This window comes from Chitinibacter tainanensis DSM 15459, assembly GCF_000429785.1.
Classification (GTDB): domain Bacteria; phylum Pseudomonadota; class Gammaproteobacteria; order Burkholderiales; family Chitinibacteraceae; genus Chitinibacter; species Chitinibacter tainanensis.
This window is the reverse complement of sequence record NZ_AUCN01000001.1, coordinates 23,184-40,810: the sequence shown is the minus strand read 5'-3', so window position 1 is coordinate 40,810 and position 17,627 is coordinate 23,184. Positions and strand designations below refer to the sequence as shown.

The 17,627-nt window shown below is 59.2% G+C and carries 16 protein-coding genes; 10 read left to right on the top strand and 6 right to left on the bottom strand.

From position 1 onward, the window contains the following. Positions 1-26: 26 nt before the first annotated feature. Together G482_RS0100190 and G482_RS0100185 are read right to left on the bottom strand one after the other, a co-directional pair. Positions 27-428 carry an FKBP-type peptidyl-prolyl cis-trans isomerase gene (locus G482_RS0100190; protein ID WP_028448317.1) on the bottom strand — a complete coding sequence of 134 codons (402 nt, stop codon included), beginning with the start codon at positions 426-428 and terminating at the stop codon, positions 27-29. Between the two features lie 72 nt (positions 429-500). Next, positions 501-1,064, bottom strand: coding sequence for a YaeQ family protein (locus G482_RS0100185; RefSeq protein WP_028448316.1), 564 nt, complete (start codon positions 1,062-1,064; stop codon positions 501-503). A gap of 65 nt (positions 1,065-1,129) precedes the next feature. On the opposite strand from G482_RS0100185, the gene G482_RS0100180 reads away from it, so the two are divergent. Both G482_RS0100180 and G482_RS16705 read left to right on the top strand, forming a co-directional pair. Then, positions 1,130-1,711 carry an NADPH-dependent FMN reductase gene (locus G482_RS0100180; protein ID WP_051258619.1) on the top strand — a complete coding sequence of 194 codons (582 nt, stop codon included), beginning with the start codon at positions 1,130-1,132 and terminating at the stop codon, positions 1,709-1,711. 183 nt (positions 1,712-1,894) lie between these two features. Next, positions 1,895-3,973, top strand: a complete 2,079-nt coding sequence (locus G482_RS16705) for a DEAD/DEAH box helicase (RefSeq protein WP_156905311.1) — start codon at positions 1,895-1,897, stop codon at positions 3,971-3,973. A 67-nt stretch (positions 3,974-4,040) separates the two neighbouring features. Here G482_RS16705 and G482_RS0100170 read toward each other — a convergent pair whose 3' ends face one another. Then, the gene (locus tag G482_RS0100170; RefSeq protein ID WP_028448314.1) at positions 4,041-5,252 is read right to left on the bottom strand and encodes an MFS transporter; all 1,212 of its coding nucleotides are present in this window, start codon (positions 5,250-5,252) and stop codon (positions 4,041-4,043) included. A gap of 312 nt (positions 5,253-5,564) precedes the next feature. Between G482_RS0100170 and G482_RS0100165 the strand changes: the two genes are divergently transcribed. Continuing rightward, positions 5,565-5,903 (top strand): antibiotic biosynthesis monooxygenase family protein, encoded by a 339-nt coding sequence (locus G482_RS0100165; protein ID WP_028448313.1) that lies wholly within the window; start codon positions 5,565-5,567, stop codon positions 5,901-5,903. 49 nt (positions 5,904-5,952) lie between these two features. Here G482_RS0100165 and G482_RS0100160 read toward each other — a convergent pair whose 3' ends face one another. After that, complete coding sequence (locus tag G482_RS0100160) at positions 5,953-6,699, bottom strand: basic amino acid ABC transporter substrate-binding protein (RefSeq protein ID WP_034618492.1); 747 nt, start codon at positions 6,697-6,699, stop codon at positions 5,953-5,955. Positions 6,700-6,976: 277 nt separating this feature from the next. Between G482_RS0100160 and G482_RS0100155 the strand changes: the two genes are divergently transcribed. Both G482_RS0100155 and G482_RS0100150 read left to right on the top strand, forming a co-directional pair. Continuing rightward, positions 6,977-7,915: a methylenetetrahydrofolate reductase gene (locus tag G482_RS0100155; RefSeq protein ID WP_034618491.1), complete on the top strand. Its 939-nt coding sequence runs from the start codon at positions 6,977-6,979 to the stop codon at positions 7,913-7,915. Beyond that, positions 7,906-8,847 carry a TraB/GumN family protein gene (locus tag G482_RS0100150; RefSeq protein WP_028448310.1) on the top strand — a complete coding sequence of 314 codons (942 nt, stop codon included), beginning with the start codon at positions 7,906-7,908 and terminating at the stop codon, positions 8,845-8,847. The genes G482_RS0100155 and G482_RS0100150 overlap by 10 nt, the downstream gene beginning before the upstream one ends. A 274-nt stretch (positions 8,848-9,121) precedes the next feature. Here G482_RS0100150 and secA read toward each other — a convergent pair whose 3' ends face one another. Continuing rightward, positions 9,122-11,863, bottom strand: coding sequence for a preprotein translocase subunit SecA (gene secA / locus G482_RS0100145; RefSeq protein ID WP_028448309.1), 2,742 nt, complete (start codon positions 11,861-11,863; stop codon positions 9,122-9,124). Positions 11,864-11,974: 111 nt separating this feature from the next. Continuing rightward, positions 11,975-12,865: a M23 family metallopeptidase gene (locus G482_RS0100140; RefSeq protein WP_028448308.1), complete on the bottom strand. Its 891-nt coding sequence runs from the start codon at positions 12,863-12,865 to the stop codon at positions 11,975-11,977. 12 nt (positions 12,866-12,877) lie between these two features. On the opposite strand from G482_RS0100140, the gene G482_RS19300 reads away from it, so the two are divergent. From G482_RS19300 to G482_RS16695, 5 genes are all read left to right on the top strand, one after another. Next, positions 12,878-13,312, top strand: a complete 435-nt coding sequence (locus G482_RS19300; protein WP_051258609.1) for a DciA family protein — start codon at positions 12,878-12,880, stop codon at positions 13,310-13,312. Between the two features lie 305 nt (positions 13,313-13,617). Next, positions 13,618-14,445, top strand: coding sequence for an undecaprenyl-diphosphate phosphatase (locus G482_RS0100130; RefSeq protein WP_028448307.1), 828 nt, complete (start codon positions 13,618-13,620; stop codon positions 14,443-14,445). Positions 14,446-14,660: 215 nt separating this feature from the next. Then, positions 14,661-15,611, top strand: a complete 951-nt coding sequence (locus tag G482_RS0100125; RefSeq protein ID WP_028448306.1) for a M14 family metallopeptidase — start codon at positions 14,661-14,663, stop codon at positions 15,609-15,611. A 42-nt stretch (positions 15,612-15,653) separates the two neighbouring features. Next, entirely contained in the window at positions 15,654-16,559 is a 906-nt protein-coding gene (locus G482_RS0100120; protein ID WP_084414401.1) for an HD-GYP domain-containing protein, read from the top strand. A gap of 98 nt (positions 16,560-16,657) precedes the next feature. Then, on the top strand, positions 16,658-17,602 hold the full coding sequence (locus G482_RS16695) for a DMT family transporter (protein ID WP_084414400.1): 945 nt from the start codon (positions 16,658-16,660) through the stop codon (positions 17,600-17,602). The last annotated feature ends 25 nt before the right edge of the window (positions 17,603-17,627 follow it).

The following is a 17,627-nucleotide window of genomic DNA, read 5'->3' as shown; positions in this document are numbered from 1 at the left end:
TTCAGCCTATACCCTGCAGACTAGCCTTATTCGATCGCCAGCAATTCCACTTCAAACACCAGCGTGGCATTCGGCGGAATCACATTGCCGGCGCCGCGGCTGCCATAGGCCAGATTGGGCGGGCACACCAGGCGCGCTTTGCCGCCCACCTTGATCTGTTGCACGGCTTCGGTCCAGCAGCGAATCACGCCCGAGAGCGGAAAACTCGCCGGCTGGCCGCGTTTATACGAGCTATCAAATTCCTTACCGTCTGGAAACATGCCGCGATAGTGCACGGTAACGGTATCTAGCGCCTTGGGCTGCGCACCTTTGCCCTCTTTGAGCATGGTGATTTCGATGCCCGATTCGGTTTTGAAGGGTTTGGCGGCGTCGGCGGCCTGCGCGCTGAAGGCGAGGGTGGCGAGCAAGAGGCTACACAGGGCTTTCATTTTCGACTCCTGGGGGTATGTGCTGGTAATCAATATATTAATTAGCTTTAGGGTTGATACATTGGGTGGGTATTAGCTCATCACCGCTTGGCCATCGCGCCACAAGGCGCGGGGAGTAATCGCCAGATCGCCCTGCGCGCTGGAGATCCACAGCTGCCCATCCTGGATGGTGATCTGCAGTTGCATGCCGCGCTCGGCCAGCGCGCCCAGCGCACTGAGCTCGGGGCCATCCACGCTCACAATATTCAACTGCGGAAAGCGGCTGAGTTGACCGCGCACGCCATCGAGCCATAAATCCACCGCCCGCGGGCCACCATAAGCATAAATCCACACGCTGGCGGCGCGATTGCAGGCTTTTTTGATACGCTTTTCATCGGGTAGGCCCAGCTCGATCCAGCATTCAATCTCGTCGACCAGATTTTTCTGCCACAGATCGGGCTCATCATCGGCGCACAGGCCGCGGGTAAATTCCAGCGTCTCGCTGGCTTGCTGCGCAAAGGCCAGCAAGCGCAACATCATCCGCTCGTCGGTTTCAGAAGGATGGCGCGCCACGGTCAGGGCATGGGTCGCGTAGTAGTTGCGATCCAGATCGGTGATATTGAGCTCGGCTTTAAAAATCGTGGCTTTCAGCGCCATGGTGATCCCTCATCGCGAAAGACGGCAGTGTACCTGAATTGCCGCCCTACACACGGCATGCGATGATGCTGGCTGGTTTCGAGCGGGGGCAGGGCATGCAGATCATGACGATTTCCGGAAGTTTGCGCGCACAATCACGCAATACGGCGCTGTTGCAGGCCTGTGCGCAGCTGGCGCCAGCCGGTATGACGCTCACTCCGTTTACCGCGCTCGCCTTAGTGCCGCCGTTCAATCCCGATCTGGCACCCGAGCAGTTTCCGGTGCTGCAGCGTTGGCTGGCTGAGCTGCGCGCGGTGGATGCCGTGCTGGTGGCCAGCCCCGAATACGCCCACGGGGTGAGTGGCGTGCTGAAGAATGCACTGGATTGGCTGGTGGGTACCGATGTGTTGGTGCATAAACCACTGGCTTTGCTCAACGCCGCCCCACGGGCGCGGCACGCCTACGAGGCACTGCAAGAAACTTTGCAGCTGATGTCGGTAGACTGGATCGCGCCAGCCTCGCTCACGATTCCGGTGGTGGGCGATTTGAGCTGCGCCGAGGCCATTGCCGCGGATCCGGCGTGCCGCGCCGGTATTCAGCAGGCCCTGAGCGCCTTGCAGCAGGCGCTGTTACCGCAGCGCATTCTTGCACCAGTTTGTGGTGGCTAAATGCCATTAAGCGGCGTAGAGGTTGTAATTTAAAGAAAAACCGGTAGTATTCAGTTCCTTGGCGCCTAACCAATCGGCGCGCCGGCGCGTGAGCCACGAGCTCCCCGGCCCAAACTCCTAATTACCCAAACCCTGCCCTGGATTGGTATCGCGCTCGCGATAGGCCGCAGCAGGAATACTCCAATGTCTGATCTGACTTTTGCCAAGCTTGGCTTGGCCGAGCCGCTGTTGCGTGCGCTCGCTGATACCGGTTATACCCAACCTACGCCGATTCAGGCGCAGGCGATCCCGCAAGTGCTGCAAGGCGGCGATTTGCTGGCGGCGGCGCAAACCGGCACCGGCAAAACCGCCGGCTTTACCTTGCCGATTTTGCAACGCCTGCTCAGCGACAGCGCCACCAGTGCGCTGGCCGCGCCCCGGGTGCTGATCCTTACCCCAACCCGCGAGCTGGCAGCGCAGGTGGAAGAATCGGTACAAGCCTATGGCAAATACCTGCCGTTTAAATCCATGGTGATGTTTGGCGGCGTGCGGGTGAATCCGCAAATCAAACGCCTGCAAGAAGCGCCCGTGGATATTCTGGTGGCCACGCCGGGCCGCTTGCTTGATCTGGCCAAACAGGGTGAGCTGACGCTGGCCGAGGTGGAAATCTTGGTGCTGGATGAAGCCGACCGCATGCTGGACATGGGCTTTATCAATGACATCAAGAAAATCCTGAAGCTCTTGCCTGCACAGCGGCAAAATCTGCTGTTCTCGGCTACTTTTAGCGACGAGATCAAAAAACTGGCCGATGGCCTGCTCAATAGCCCGGCGCTGGTCGAAGTGGCCCGCCCGAATACCGCCAATGCGCTGGTGACCCAGCGGGTACATCTGGTGGATCGCGATAAAAAACAGCAGCTGCTCACGCAGCTGATTAAAGAAGGCAACTGGCATCAGGTGCTGGTGTTTATGCGCACCAAACACGCCTGTAACCGCGTGGCCGAAAAATTGCAGAAAGAAGGCATTACCGCGCTGGCGATTCATGGCAATAAGAGCCAAAACGCCCGCACGGCGGCCCTGGCCCAGTTTAAAACCGGCGAGCTGCAAGTGCTGGTGGCCACCGATATCGCCGCCCGCGGGCTGGATATCGAAGAGCTGCCGCATGTGGTGAATCTGGAGCTACCGAACGTCCCCGAAGACTATGTGCATCGCATCGGCCGCACCGGCCGAGCCGGCTGCACCGGTGAAGCCCTGTCGCTGGTGTGCGTGGATGAGCTCGAGTACCTGAAAAACATCGAAAAACTGATCAAGCAGCCAATCGAGCAATTTACCGTGCCCGGTTATGAAGCTGATCTGAGCGTGAAACCCGAGCCGATTGTACGCGGTGGTCTGGGCCGCGAGCGCCCACAGCGTAATCAGAATTCACGCCCGCCCAAAGGCTGGAATAAAGCCAATGCCGAAGCGCTGAAAGCCGAGCAACAAGCCATGCTTGATGCCGGTATGGATCCGGACGAAGTCGCGAAAATCGCGGCGCAAAAGAAAGCCGAAGCCGAGCGCGAGCAGCAACAGCGCCGCCGTCGCCCAGCAGCCAAACCTGCTGCTACGGGTGAAGGCGCGCCTGCCGCTGCGGGTAGCGAAGACGAACAACAGCGCAAACGTAATCGCCGCCGTGGTCGTGGTGGTGCGCGTGAAGGCCAAGGCGAAGCCCGCCCAGCCGCCGCGCAAGCCAGAACTGGTGAACAACGTCCGCCACGCCAAGGTGAAGGCCAACGTCGCGATGAGCGTCGGGGCGAGCGCCGGGATGACCGTCGTGATGAGCGCCGCAGCCAGCCAAAATCGCAAGGCGGTCAGGGTGGCCAAGGTGGCCAGCGCGGTGGCAACCGGACGAACTACGATGAGCGCCAGCCGGTATCCAACGCTAATGCGCTGCCGTTCGAGCTGACCCAAGGCGGTCGCCGCGGCGGTGGCGGCCAGCGCCGCGCCAATCCGAATAGCTATGATCCGCTCGGGGGGTTCCCGCCGATTCCGCGGCAAGGTGGCTATTACGATAATGAAGAGCGCCAAAACCGTGGCGGTGGTCGTGGCCAAGGTGGGAATGGGGGCGGTCAGGGCGCCGGCAATGGCCAGCGCCGTGGCCCGCGCGACGCCAATCGCAGCGATCACCGCAAGCCCAAGCATCACACTCCGCATGGTGAAGGCCAGCAAGGCCAACCCGCGCGCCGCAGCAGCCGGCCCACGCCCGCTTTGCTGGGGGGCAGCGGCACCAAACCGCGCGATGAAGAATAACCCCTAGGGGTATCAAGACAAAGGCCAATCATTGATTGGCCTTTGTTGTTTTACGGGGTGGGGGTATCTAATTGGCTGGGGCTAACATCTGCCGCAGGGCCGGCCGATGCAGCGCACAGGTAATCAGCGCCAGCAGCCCGCACAGCCACCAAGTTACGCTGGCGCCCCAAATGGCATAGCTGAAGGCACCCACGGTGGGGGCATACAGCGTGCGCCCAGACCACACGGCAGAATAAATCCCCAGATAGCGACCGCGCTGACGCTGTTCGGTGTGCTGCATGATGATCGTGGTCCAGGTCGGCGAGATCAGCAGCTCGCCCAAGGTCAGCACCACCATCATCGCGATGGCCCAGCCCGCGTGTTGCCCGGCATTGAGCAAGGTAAACGAGCCGCCCATGCACAGCACACCCAGCATGGATGAGCGCAGCAAGCCCCAGTGGCTCACCCGGTTGGCAATCGCCACTTGCAGCGTCACCACCATCAGGCCATTCAGGGTAAACAGATAGCCCAGCCAGCTGGGCGAGAGCCGATAATGCTCGCGCAAAAACAGCCCCAGCGTCCCATACATCTGGTCAAACACGGTCAGGATCACCAGCTGCCCGGCCACAAACAGCAAGAACGCCCGATCTTGCCAGGGCGAGCCGGTGGCCATGTCGGGCGAGCTGGCCTTACTGTTCGCTAGCCCACTGTTGAGGTACGGCATCTCGCGCCACGCCCATTGCAGCCAGCCACAGGCGAGCAAGGCGGCGATGCCCTGTGCCACAAACACATAGTGATAGCCCAGCGCGGCCAGCAAGCCGCCGCTGATGCCGGCCGCCGATACGCCCAGATTAAAGGCGATCCGATACACGCCTTGCGCCACCGCACGTTGCTCGGGGCGAACGGGCTCAAGCACCAGGCGCATATTGGCCGGGCGAAACGCACCATCGCTGGTGCCGACCGCCAGCAGCAGCGGTACATAGGCCCAGATCGGCAATGGCGCCGCCAGCAGCAGGGTCAGCACCCCGCTGGCCAGCAACATCAGCTTGGCAATCCGGCGCGAATCGTAGCGATCGCTCAAGAGGCCACCGAGGTAAGAGCCGCCCAGCAGGCCCAGCCCATACACCCCCATCAGCCAGCCAATGTGGGCATAGGAAAGATTGAAATGTTCACGAAAATACAGCGGCAAAAACAGCTTGGCCATGCCACCCATATTGTTGATCAGGGTGGCGGTGGCTTGAATGTACACGCTGCGGGGTAGGCCGCGAAACGGCGCGGCAATGCGGTTGAGCCATGACATGAAGCCTCCTTGTGAGAGTGGGATGTCGCCACCGGCACCGGATAAGTAACGATGGCCAATTCATGCTATCAAAATGACAACGGAATGACGTGTAACCAACTGTCAGGCAAACCTTTCCTAAATTACGATTGGCTGCATCGGTAGGCTGGTTATAGGTATTGGCTGGAATGCTATTTTTAATAATGCTGATAGCTCGATACCCTGGGGCGGTATAAGCGGCTATCTTGGCGCGGGCTGGCAGTGCCGCGAGCGGATGGGGCGGGGCAGGGTAAAATGACAAGGACATTGACTCACCCTTTGCGAGCGCCCGCGATGTATTCCGCCACCTTTATTTTCACGCCCAAGCAATACGATGCCGAGTTTGAAGCGCTGGATGCGCAGATCGCTGCCGCCGCCAAAGCCAGCCAGGGCTATCTGGGCGAAGAAAGCTGGGAAGACCCGAAAACCGGGCGAATTGCCAATGTGTATTACTGGGCCAGCGAAGCGGGCCTGCGCGAATTGATGGCGCATCCGCAGCATTTGGCCGCCAAGCAGCGCTATCAAACGTGGCTAGGCGGTTATCAGGTCATCATTGCGCAAGTGCTGCGCACCTATGGCGATGGCGCGCTCAGTGGCGGGCTGACCTTACCCAATCCGGCGGCGGCCGGCTAAACAAAAAGCCCGGCGCTAGGCCGGGCTGGGTGCGAGTGCTCGCGCTGGCTTAGTGGCCGAAATATTGCTGCGAGATTTTCTGGAAAGTGCCATCGGCCTTGGTGGCGGCCAGGCCTTTGTTCAGCTGATCCAGCAGGGCTTTATTGCCTTTTTTCACCGCAATGCCGTAGTACTCTTTTGCAAAGCTGCTGTCATCGATGGTTTTGAGCTTGCTGTTTTTGTTGTTCACCAGATAGTTATTCACCACGCCATTGTCGGCCACCACGGCCTCGATACCGCCAGCGCGCAGCTCGGTCATGGCCAGCACAATGTTTTCATAGCGGCGGATATCCGGGCTGGTTTTACCAAAGGCTTTTTGCGCCACGGTGTCGCCGGTGGTGCCGGTTTGTACGCCGACTTTTTTGCCTTTCAGATCGGCCAGTTTGGTCACTTTGCTGCCATCGCGCACGATGATCAGCTGTTTGGCTTCAAAATATGGCTCGCTGAAATCCATGCTGGCTTTGCGCTCGGGTGTGATGGTGACGGCGGCGATCACGATATCGCGCTCACCATTATTCAGGCCGGCAAACAGGCCTTCCCATGGGGTGTTGATGATTTTGATTTTTAAGCCGGCTTTTTGCGCAATGGCTTTGATCAGATCCGCATCAAAACCAACCACTTCGCGGTTCTGGCTCAACGATTCAAATGGCGCAAATGTGGCGTCTGTCCCCACGGTGTAGACACGCTCAGCGTGTGCCGGTGCCAAAGACAGGCCCATGGCCAGCGCCAGGGTCGAAAAGAGAGTGCGGATTTGCATTTTTCACCTTCTGCCATGCGTTAAAAAGCTCATTCTCAGCGCTTCACACCAGTGCAGCAATGCGAGAAAGCCCTACCTAAGCCAATACAAAGCTAGCGGGAAGCGGTGGCGCTGGGCCAGATTGGCTTATACCGGCACAGGGGTGGGTACGATTGGGCGAGTAAACGGGCCAATCAGGGGTAGATTTCTGCGCTTTTTCAAATAGCTAGGGCACGGTTTCTCAGCCCCGCAGGGCCTAAAACTGGGTAAAATCGCGCAAACGATTGCGAGCCTGTTCATGCCCACACCATTGCACACCAAAATTGCCCAGCGTCAGGCTGGGATTCTGCTGTACGGTATTACGCCGCCCAAGGTCAATCATCCGACGGAGAAAATTGCTGAAATCGCCGCCTTGCAAGTAGAGCGCATTGCGCCGCTGCCGATTGATGGGCTGGTGCTGTATGACATTCAGGATGAAGCCGAGCGTACCGATGTGGCGCGGCCGTTTCCGTTTTTGGCGACGCTCGATCCGCTAACCTACAGCCGCGATTATCTGGCGGCTTTGCCGATACCCAAGATCAATTACCGCTGTGTGGGTAAATATGCGCCGGCGCAGTTTGGCGCCGATTTGCAGGCGCTGGGCGAAGGGGTGTCGGTGTTTGTTGGCGCGGCTTCGCGTGAGCAGGCGGTGGCGCTGACGGTGAATCAGGCCTATGCCTTGCGCCGGGAAGTGAACCCGCGCTTGCTGGTGGGTGGGGTGGCGATTCCTGAGCGGCATTTGGTGAAGCAGGATGAGCATCTGCGCGTGGCGCATAAAGTGGCCGAAGGCTGCTCGTTTTTTGTGACCCAGTGTGTGTATAACGTCGAGGCGGCCAAGAATTTCCTCTCGGATTACTACTACGCCTGTCAGGCCAGCGGCACGCCGATGGTGCCGATTATTTTTACCATTACCCCGTGCGGCTCGGCCAAAACGCTGGAATTTATGAAATGGCTGGGGATCAGCATTCCGCAATGGCTGGAAAACGATCTGCGTCATTCGGGCGATATTCTGGCGGATTCACTGGCGGTGTGCCGGAGTATCTTCGCCGAGCTATTGCAGTATGCGGCTGCCAAGCAGATACCCATTGGATGTAATGTAGAAAGCGTGGCGATTCGTAAAGACGAAATCGAAGCCTCGCTGCAGCTGGTGCGCGATATTGCGGCGATGTTTGCTGCGCAGGAGGCCACATGCGCCTAAAGCAGCTGGCGGTGGCGCTGCTCGCCGTTTGCGGCCTCGCGGCAACGGCGCAGGCGGCAGTGTGCCCCAATCCGATACCAACTCCGCTCACAGCGGCGCAGCTGGCCAAGGTGGGTAGCGAGCGCGGTTTTCTCTGGCGCATTAGTCACGGAAAAACCCAGTCTTATCTGTATGGCACCATCCATGCCAACCGCGTGGAAGGGAGCGCGCTGGGGCCGCAAGTGCGCAGTGCTTTGCAGGCTAGCCGCCAGCTGGTGCTGGAGCTGGATCTGGATGACGCCAGTGTCTCGCAGCAATTGCTGGCCGGCATGCAGGGCAAAGCCAATGTGCCCGCGGCCGTGAAAGCGCGCTATCAGGCGCAGCTCGCCCGGCTGTGTTTGCCCAATGCCTTACTGGAACAGCTGGACATCAATTTCCTGATGGTGACCTTAACGCTGCTGGATGCGCAGCTGGCCGGAGTGGAAGGTAGCTATGGCACCGAAAACGTCTTGCTGCAGCTGGCCAAACAGCGGCAGCTTCCGGTCAAAGGGCTGGAAACCGTTGCCGAGCAGCTGGCTGCGCTGAAAGACAATGGCGAGCTTAGCCTGGCCCAGCACGAACAGGCGCTGACCATGCTGGAAAATGGCCATGGCCGCCAGCAAATGCTCAAGTTGGTTGACGTATGGAATCGCCGGGACTGGGCAACCATGAGCCAATACCGCAGCTGGTGTGAATGTGAAAATACCGCCGAAGATCGCGCGGCGATGGTGCGCTTACTGGATGAGCGCAATCCACGCATGGCGCAGCGCATTGATGCGCTGTTGCGCGAGGGGCAGGCCAACTTTATCGCGGTGGGTAGCCTGCATCTGGTCGGTGAACATGGCTTGCCGAATCTACTACGTCAGCTGGGCTATAAGGTCGAGCCGGTGAATTTGCCCGCGACCAGTAAGTGATGAATGGGGTATAGCTGGAAAGCTATTTATGAATGAGCTTTGTGGCTAGATACCCGGTCTGAGTATTTGCGGTTGAAAAATCATCGTGGGCGCGATGGTCGTTTCGGGTAGCAACGTGGCTGGCGGCTTGTGCAGATATGCAGCGGCGGCCATGGGCTGGCCTAGAGCTGGCCACGGCTTTAGGTCTAGTTGCTTGATCTATCCCTGAGCTATGCGATGAAACCGCAATAAAAAAGCACCCCGCGGGGTGCTTTTTTATTGGCTGCGTGGCGGCTTAGTTCAGCTGACCGTGGCAGTGTTTGTATTTCTTGCCCGAGCCGCATGGGCATGGGTCGTTGCGGCTTACGCCACTGAACTGAATGCGTGGGCCACCTTCTTGCTGCATGGCGGCCATCAGCGCGGCGCGAATCTGCTCTTCGTCGCCACTGGCCAACACGGCTTCCAGCTCTTCGTGCGAGAACTGCAGCGCTTCGGCAGGTACGGCGTGCTGTTCGACGGCGGCCGCATCTTCGGCGCTGCGTACTTGTACGGTCATGATCACTTGCAGCACATTGCGTTTGATCTGATCCAGCAGAGCGGCAAACAGCTCGAAGGCTTCGCGTTTGTATTCCTGTTTCGGGTTTTTCTGCGCGTAGCCGCGCAGATGGATACCCTGACGCAGATGATCCAGCGCCGACAGGTGTTCGCGCCAGTATTGGTCCACGTGCGAGAGCAGCACTGAGCGTTCGAAATTGCGGAAATTCGGCTCGCCGGCTTGTTCCACTTTCGCGTCGTAGCTGGCTTTGGCCGCGTCGATTACACGCTGGCGCATGTCTTCGATCGACAGAGATTTCTCGTTGGCCACCCACTCGCGCACCGCGGCGCTGACTTGCAGCTCGTTCAGCGCGCGCTCCAAACCTTCGGCATCCCACTGCTCTTCCATTGAATCGGGTGGCAGATAGGTATCAAACAGCTCGCCAAAGTAACCGGTGCGCATCGCGGCGATGGTGTCGGTGACTTCGGTGCTTTCCAGAATTTTGTTACGCTGGCTGTAGATGGCCTTGCGCTGCTCGTTGGCGACATCATCGTATTCCAGCAGCTGTTTACGCATGTCGAAGTTGCGGCCTTCCACTTTGCGTTGGGCTGATTCGATGGCGCGCGACACCATGCCGGCTTCGATTGGCTCGCCTTCTGGCATTTTCAGCTTGTCCATCACGAAGGCCACGCGATCGCCGGCGAAAATACGCAGCAGCGGGTCTTCCAGCGACAGATAGAAACGGCTTGAGCCCGGGTCACCCTGACGGCCAGAACGGCCACGCAGCTGGTTGTCGATCCGGCGAGATTCGTGGCGCTCGGTACCAATGATATGCAGACCGCCAGCGGCCAGGACGGCATCGTGTTTAACTTGCCAGTCGGCTTTCAGCGCGGCCACTTGAGCGGCTTTGGCTGCGTCGTCCAGTGTTTCGTCGGCTTCGATTTGTTTGAGCTGCGCTTCGATACTGCCGCCCAGCACAATATCGGTACCACGGCCGGCCATATTGGTGGCAATCGTTACCTGACCCGCGCTACCGGCTTGCGCCACGATTTGCGCTTCTTTGGCGTGGTGCTTGGCGTTCAGGACGTTGTGCGCAATGCCTTCCTGTTTCAGGATGTTCGACAGGATTTCGGATTGCTCGATCGAGGTGGTGCCGACCAGCGTCGGTTGGCCACGCTCAACGCAACCCTTGATGTCGGTGATGATGGCTTTGTATTTTTCCGCCGCAGTTTTGAATACCTGATCTTGGCGGTCTTGTCGGATCATCGGTCGATTGGTCGGGATGATCACGGTTTCCAAGCCATAAATCTGCTGGAATTCGTAGGCTTCGGTATCAGCTGTACCGGTCATACCGGCCAGCTTGTTGTACATCCGGAAATAGTTTTGCAGCGTGATGGTGGCCAGCGTTTGGTTTTCTTGCTGGATATCCACGCCTTCCTTGGCTTCGACGGCCTGATGCAGGCCTTCTGACCAGCGGCGGCCCGACATCAGACGGCCAGTGTGTTCATCCACGATGATCACTTCGCCATCCATTACCACATAGTGCTGATCTTTCACGAACAGCGCATGGGCGCGCAGGGCGGCGTTCAGATGGTGAATCAGGCTGATATGCGCTGGCGCATACAGGCTATCGCCAGCAGGCAGCAGGCCCATTTCGGTCAGGATTTGCTCCACATGCTCGTGGCCCGCTTCCGACAGCATCACCGAGTGGGCTTTTTCATCCACCCAGTAATCGCCTTCGCCTTCTTCGGTTTCCTGCTTGATCAGGCGGGCTGGCACGTTGTTCATGGCCTTATACAACTCGGTGTTGTCATCGGCAGGGCCAGAGATAATCAGCGGAGTACGCGCTTCATCGATCAGAATCGAATCCACCTCGTCGACTACGGCGAAATTCAGGCCGCGCTGTACGCGCTCTTCCACGCTGAACACCATATTGTCGCGCAGGTAGTCAAAGCCGAATTCGTTATTGGTACCGTAGGTGATATCGCATTCGTAGGCGGCTTTTTTATCCTGATGAGCCATCTGGCCGAGGTTCACCCCGCAGCTCAGGCCCAGGAAGTTATACAGCTTGCCCATCTGCGCCGCATCGCGTTGCGCCAGATAGTCATTCACGGTAATCACGTGCACGCCTTTACCGGTCAGGGCATTCAGGTAGGCCGCCAGCGTGGCTACCAGCGTTTTACCTTCACCGGTACGCATTTCGGAAATCTTGCCCTGATGGTGTACCAAACCACCGATCAGCTGCACATCGAAATGACGCATGCCCAGTGCGCGTTTGCCGCCTTCGCGACAGACGGCAAAGGCTTCCGGCAGGATTTGGTCGAGGGTTTCGCCCTTGGCCAGCCGGTCTTTGAATTCTTGGGTTTTGCCTCGCAATTGCTCGTCGGATAAGGCAGCGATTTGCGGTTCGAGCGCATTAATCTGCTTGACGATGGCACCGTATTGTTTCAACAAACGGTCATTACGGCTTCCAAATACTTTTTTCAGCAGAGTTGCAATCATAGTGCTACCAACGTGACGGCCTCGGCGAGGCTCAAATTTTTATCAATTAGTTCAAAAGCCCTTAGCCGGAACAGGGGCATTGGGCCTAAATGGACTCCACCCTACCTTTTTTCAAGGCTTGCTGCTTGCCGCGGCTAGGTTTGCTTGTCCGCCATCAAGAAAACGTAGTGGATTTTGCGCGATGCCGCGGTAGCGGATCTCGAAATGCAGGTGGGGGCCGGTAGAGCGACCAGTGCTGCCCAGTAACGCAATCTTCTGGCCGACTTTGACCGTTTCGCCTTCCTTGACCAGTAGCTGGCTGGCATGGGCGTAACGGCTGGTTAAATCTTTGCCATGATCAAGCTCGACCATATTACCATACTGCGGGTGGTAAGCCGCATACACCACTTTGCCTGTGGCAGCGGCCACAATCGGGGTGCCACTATCGCCCTGATAATCAATCCCTTCGTGGAAAACCTGCGTGCCTTTGAAGGGGTCGATCCGCCAGCCAAAGCTCGATGATTGCGGGGCAATTGCCAATGGCGCATGCCGCGGTAGATAGCTCGCGTCGGGCGTCATCAAGACTGCTTCGGCCAGCGTCAGCTGATCAATCATCGCGGCCATTTTGGCATCGGTTTGTTGCAGGATTTCACGCAGGCCCGAGACGGCAAAATGCTGGCCGGGCTGAGCCAGTCCGCCCTGTGGCGCTGCCTGCTGACTTAAAAACGGTTTAATATCGATGCCGGTTTTGTCGCCCACTTGATTGGCCAAGCTATCCAGCCGCGCCAATTTGGCTTGCAATTGCCCGACTTGTACCGCGAGGGCATCGATTTCGTTTTGCCGGGCGTGCTGGCCGGGCATCATGCGCAGCAGGGGCTCGACCCGATTGGGGGCAAACAGCATGCCCAAACCAAAGGCCGCAGCCCCAATCAGCACGGTCAGCATTAAGCCAATCGCGCTCAGTTCGCGCGGGCCCAGCGAGATGGCTTGATTGAGTCGGGGTGACACCACAATGATATTCATTGGAATCCTTGTATGAATAAACAGGTCCACGTTTCGCAACTGATGGAAGGCGATTTCCAGCTTAAACGGCTGGTGCGTCAGCTCGATCAGTATCAACAGCTGCTGCAGATTGTCCGCTCGGCCCTGAGCCCGGAAGTAGCACGGGTGTGTCAGGGCGTGGCTTGGTCGGGTTCCACCTTGCTGGTGGCCGTGCCCGGCAGTGCCGCGGCGGCGCGTTTGCGCCAGTCCGAGCCGGATATTCTCGCGGCATTGGATCGGGCTGGAGTGCACGCTACCGCAATCCGCGCCAAGGTGCAAGTTGCCCTGCAGCAGGGAAATCCGATGCAAACCAAGACTTTACGCATGACCGAGCCGGCCAAGGCAGCGTTTTCGGCGCTGGCTGAAGAGGTGAGTGATCCGGATTTAAAGCAGGCACTAAGTAATTTGCTGCGCCATCATCGCTGCTAAGCCACGCTGGCCTAGCCGATACGCGCGGAAGATACCCCGCGCTGGCGCGGATTGCCGAGGGCAAAAAAACGGGCGCCGGTTGGGTAACGGGCGCCCGGTCAACAGGGAGGAGATGAGCATAATGCACTCGTGCATTGCACACCCTTCTGAGAGTGGGGCCACCTGGGGCGGTTCCCAAGGGCGGGTGTAAATATTCACACCGCGCCACATCATCAGGCCGTCATCCGCCGCGGCGATACTTGCCCATTACAGTGCGCTTAAGCCTATAATCGCGCACCTTTTCAACTGCTTGCCTGCGCCCCGCTATGGATCCGATTCTGCTGTTTCATTCCCTGATTATGGGTTTGGTGGAAGGTATCACCGAATTCCTGCCGATTTCCTCGACTGGCCATTTGATTCTGACTGGCGATCTGCTCAATTTCCTGACCAAGGAAAAGCGCGATGTGTACGAGATTTTTATCCAGCTGGGCGCGATGCTGGCGGTGGTGTGGGAATACCGGCGCAAAATCGGCAGCAGTATTGCCAGCGCCGGCCAGCCCGGCCCGGGCCGCACCTTGCTGCTGGGCGTGATTGTGGCGTTTATTCCAGCGGCGATCTTGGGCAAGCTGTTTTCCGAGCACATCAAGGCGGTGCTGTTTAACCCGGTGGCGGTGTCGGTGGCTTTTATCGTCGGTGGCTTTATTATTCTATGGGCGGAAAAACGCCAGCACACCGTGCGGGTTGAGACGGTAGACGAGCTGACGCTGAAAGACGCAATCAAGGTCGGTTTCTGCCAATGTCTGGCGCTGATTCCCGGTACGAGCCGCTCTGGCGCGACCATCATTGGCGGGATGTTCCTCGGCCTGTCGCGCAAAGCGGCGACCGAGTTTTCGTTCTTTTTGGGCATTCCGACCTTGGGCGCGGCTTCGCTGTATAGCTTGTATAAACACCGCCATGTGCTCGATAGCGCCGATATTGCGGTGTTTGCGGTGGGCTTTATTTCCTCGTTTATTTTTGCCTTTATCGCCATTCGCGCGCTGATTCGCTTTGTGTCTACGCATACCTTCGTGGTGTTTGCGTGGTATCGCATTGTGTTCGGCCTGATTGTGCTGGCGACCTGGCATTTCGGCTTGGTGAACTGGAATGCCGGCTAAGGGTATCTGCCTGTAAGTCTTTCGAGGTAATGCTCGCAGGGCGATACCCATTAAAAACCGCAGCAATAGCTGCGGTTTTGTTTTTTATAGGCCGACCAGATTGAGGCGTGTGGCAAGTACTGGGCGCCTCAGCCGTGACCGATTCCCCTGATCCCGAGGCCAAGGTGGGCGGTGTATAGTGAGGCCTTCTGCGTTGTCTGCCGAGGTTGCTTCTGATGTCTGCTCCCCATCGCACCATCTACCCGATTGGCCGTTCCGGCCAGGCCTGGGGCGCAGCGGAAAAAGCCGCTTGGCTGGCCCGTCAGCAACGCCAGCGCTGCTATGCCGATCTGGTGCTCAAGCCGTTGCGCCAGACGCTGCCTGCCGCAGCGGAGCTGATTGAATACGGCCGGCTCGATTACTGCGCGCTGGGTTTGGCGAGCTATCCTTTGCTGGCGGTAAAAAGCCGTGTGTGGCTGCCCGAGCGCCCGACGGTGCTGATTACCGGGGGCGTACACGGCTACGAAACCAGTGGCGTGCTCGGTGCCTTGCAATTTATTGCGCACGATTTTGCCCGCTATGCCGAGCATGTGAATCTCTTGGTCTTGCCCTGTATCAGCCCGTGGGGCTTTGAAACCATCAATCGCTGGAATCCGCTCACGCTCGACCCTAACCGGCATTTTTATGCCGATAGCCCGGCGCAAGAAGCCGCGGCGGTGCTGGCCTGTGTGGCCGCTCATGCGCCGCAGGTGGCGCTGCATATCGATTTGCACGAAACCACCGACACCGACAATAGTGAATTTGGCCCGGCCAAAGCCGCCCGCGATGGCGTAGCCTTTGATTGGCATGCGATTCCGGATGGCTTTTATCTGGTCGGCGATAACGAGCGCCCAGCGCCTGAGTTTCAGCGCGCATTGATTGCCGCTGTGAGCCAGGTGACCCACATTGCCTTGCCCGACGCGCAGGGCTGCCTGATTGGCGAGCCACTGCAGCAGCATGGCGTGATCAATTACGCTAAGCGCGAGCTCGGGCTGTGTGGCGGGATGACAGCGGCGGCGCTGGTAACCACCACCGAAGTCTACCCCGACAGCCCCAGCGCCACGCCAGCGCAGTGCAATGCCGCGCAAGTGGCCACGCTCACCGCGGGCATTGACTATCTCTTGGCGCGGCACGCGCCACCGGCCTGAAAACCAGCTATACCAAGGAAACAGCTCAAGCGGAGAAAGGCCATGCTGTTTCTAGGAAAAACCAAAGCCGAACTCAGCCGCCTGCGCGAGCAATGGGAGGCGCAGCAGCGCGCCTTGCTCGCCAGCCTGCTGGCTTCGGCCTGGGTGGTGGAGGCGCGCGATGCCTACACCGGCGGGCATTTGTGGCGCGTGGCCATGCTCTCGGCCCAGCTGGCCAGAGTGCTGGGGCTGGATGCGGTGGAGGTAAATCGCATTGCTATGGCCGGCTTTTTGCATGATCTGGGCAAAATTGGCGTGCCCGATGCCATCTTGCGTAAGCCCGACAAACTCACCGACGACGAATACGCGGTCATCAAAACCCACCCGGCGCTGGGCGCGCGGCTGCTGGCGCAACATCCGTTTGCGCCGCTGGTGCTTAAAGGGGTGCTGGAACATCACGAAACGCCAGATGGTCGCGGTTACCCGGCCGGCTTGCAGGGCGAGCAGATCTCCCTGGATGCGCGCATCATCGGCGTGTGCGATGCCTTTGATGCCATGACCAGCTCGCGCCCTTATCGGGCGGGGATGCCGATTGAGCGCGCGCTGAATATTATCGAAGCCGCCCTGGGGCAACAGTTTGATCGGCAATGCGGCACGGCGCTGCTGACGCTGGGGCAGGCGGGCGAGCTGGCGCATATTGTCGGGCATTCCAGTGCAGGTATCCCGCTGGGGCAATGCCAGATGTGCGGGCCCACCTTGGTGCAGTTTCATAGTTCGGTGGCCGGGGATTATCTGGCCTGCCCGCATTGTCAGGGCGAATATCAATGGCAAGCTGCCCCGCAAGGGCATCTGATCGCGCAAGCCACTGGCCGCACAGCCAGCGCCGAGGCGCTCGCGCTCCAGGCCGATACGGTGCACATCGAGCAGCTGGTGCGCCAATGGGAAAACGTGCTGACCACCCTCGCCTGAAGTATCACACCAGCATACCAGCCGGTGTGCGCGCCTAGCTTGCCGCGCCGCTGGGCTTTCCGGCACACTGTGTTTTTTGCTTTCCGGATGTAGCTGTCATGCAGGCTTCCCGACGCGCTGGCCAGTGGCTGGTGGTTTTCTCGGCGATCGCGTTTGGCTGGATGCCGATCTTTGGCAGCTGGGCCTACCAAAGCGGGGTGAACACCCAAGGCTTATTGCTGGTGCGCTTTACGCTGGCGGCCGCCGTGATGATTGCGGTGATGTTCTGGCGCGGCGGGCGCTGGCCGCGTGGCAAGGTCTTGCTGGGCTTGGCCGCCATGGGGGCGCTGGGCTATGTGGGGCAGGCCTATAGTTATTTTTCCGCTTTGCAGTATGGCTCGGCCGCACTGGCGGCTTTATTGCTGTATGCCTATCCGGTGCTGGTCACGCTGGTGGCGGTCATCTGGGGTGGCGAGCGGCTGGGCGGGCGCAAATTGCTGGCGCTAGCGCTGGCTGCGGTTAGCCTGATCCTCACCATTGGCCCGGCCGGTGGGCAATGGCTGGGTGTGCTGCTCGGGCTGTTAGCGGCGGCGATTTACACTGGCTACATTCTGGCCGGTAGCCGGCTCACCCCGCAGGCCGGTGCGATGCCGGCTGCGACGGTGGTGATGAGTGCCGCGGCGCTGGCGTTGTGGCTGACCAGCGCTTGGCAAACTCCCGTCTGGCCAGGTAGCCACAGCGGCTGGCTGGCGCTGCTGGCGATTGCGCTGGTTTCGACGGTGGGTGCCATTTTGGCTTTTTTGGCCGGGCTGGAGCGCTTGCCAGCCAGTGAAGCCTCGATGCTCTCGACGCTTGAACCGGTGGTGAGTGTGCTGCTGGCAGCGGCGTTGCTCGGCGACCAACTCAGCGGCTGGCAACTACTGGGTGGGGTGGGTATCTTGATCTCGGCCTTGCTCATTGCTACGGCCAAGCCAATACCCCGAGTGGCGACGGTTGAGCTTGCTGCACCCGAATCAGCGCGAGATACCGCTACGCTGCAGCCCGAAGCAGGGCGTAACGCCTAAGCCCACCGCAGGATAGAAAAAAACC

What these genes read in the sequence shown, in the direction of transcription:
- G482_RS0100155 (WP_034618491.1), top strand. Translation starts at nt 6,977, where the DNA reads ATGCCCACACCATTGCACACCAAAATTGCCCAGCGTCAGGCTGGGATT.
- G482_RS0100190 (WP_028448317.1), bottom strand. Translation starts at nt 428, where the DNA reads ATGAAAGCCCTGTGTAGCCTCTTGCTCGCCACCCTCGCCTTCAGCGCG.
- G482_RS16695 (WP_084414400.1), top strand. Translation starts at nt 16,658, where the DNA reads ATGCAGGCTTCCCGACGCGCTGGCCAGTGGCTGGTGGTTTTCTCGGCG.
- G482_RS0100125 (WP_028448306.1), top strand. Translation starts at nt 14,661, where the DNA reads ATGTCTGCTCCCCATCGCACCATCTACCCGATTGGCCGTTCCGGCCAG.
- G482_RS16705 (WP_156905311.1), top strand. Translation starts at nt 1,895, where the DNA reads ATGTCTGATCTGACTTTTGCCAAGCTTGGCTTGGCCGAGCCGCTGTTG.
- G482_RS0100140 (WP_028448308.1), bottom strand. Translation starts at nt 12,865, where the DNA reads ATGAATATCATTGTGGTGTCACCCCGACTCAATCAAGCCATCTCGCTG.
- G482_RS0100180 (WP_051258619.1), top strand. Translation starts at nt 1,130, where the DNA reads ATGCTGGCTGGTTTCGAGCGGGGGCAGGGCATGCAGATCATGACGATT.
- G482_RS0100160 (WP_034618492.1), bottom strand. Translation starts at nt 6,699, where the DNA reads ATGCAAATCCGCACTCTCTTTTCGACCCTGGCGCTGGCCATGGGCCTG.
- G482_RS0100185 (WP_028448316.1), bottom strand. Translation starts at nt 1,064, where the DNA reads ATGGCGCTGAAAGCCACGATTTTTAAAGCCGAGCTCAATATCACCGAT.
- G482_RS0100165 (WP_028448313.1), top strand. Translation starts at nt 5,565, where the DNA reads ATGTATTCCGCCACCTTTATTTTCACGCCCAAGCAATACGATGCCGAG.
- G482_RS0100170 (WP_028448314.1), bottom strand. Translation starts at nt 5,252, where the DNA reads ATGTCATGGCTCAACCGCATTGCCGCGCCGTTTCGCGGCCTACCCCGC.
- G482_RS0100150 (WP_028448310.1), top strand. Translation starts at nt 7,906, where the DNA reads ATGCGCCTAAAGCAGCTGGCGGTGGCGCTGCTCGCCGTTTGCGGCCTC.
- secA (WP_028448309.1), bottom strand. Translation starts at nt 11,863, where the DNA reads ATGATTGCAACTCTGCTGAAAAAAGTATTTGGAAGCCGTAATGACCGT.
- G482_RS0100130 (WP_028448307.1), top strand. Translation starts at nt 13,618, where the DNA reads ATGGATCCGATTCTGCTGTTTCATTCCCTGATTATGGGTTTGGTGGAA.
- G482_RS0100120 (WP_084414401.1), top strand. Translation starts at nt 15,654, where the DNA reads ATGCTGTTTCTAGGAAAAACCAAAGCCGAACTCAGCCGCCTGCGCGAG.
- G482_RS19300 (WP_051258609.1), top strand. Translation starts at nt 12,878, where the DNA reads ATGAATAAACAGGTCCACGTTTCGCAACTGATGGAAGGCGATTTCCAG.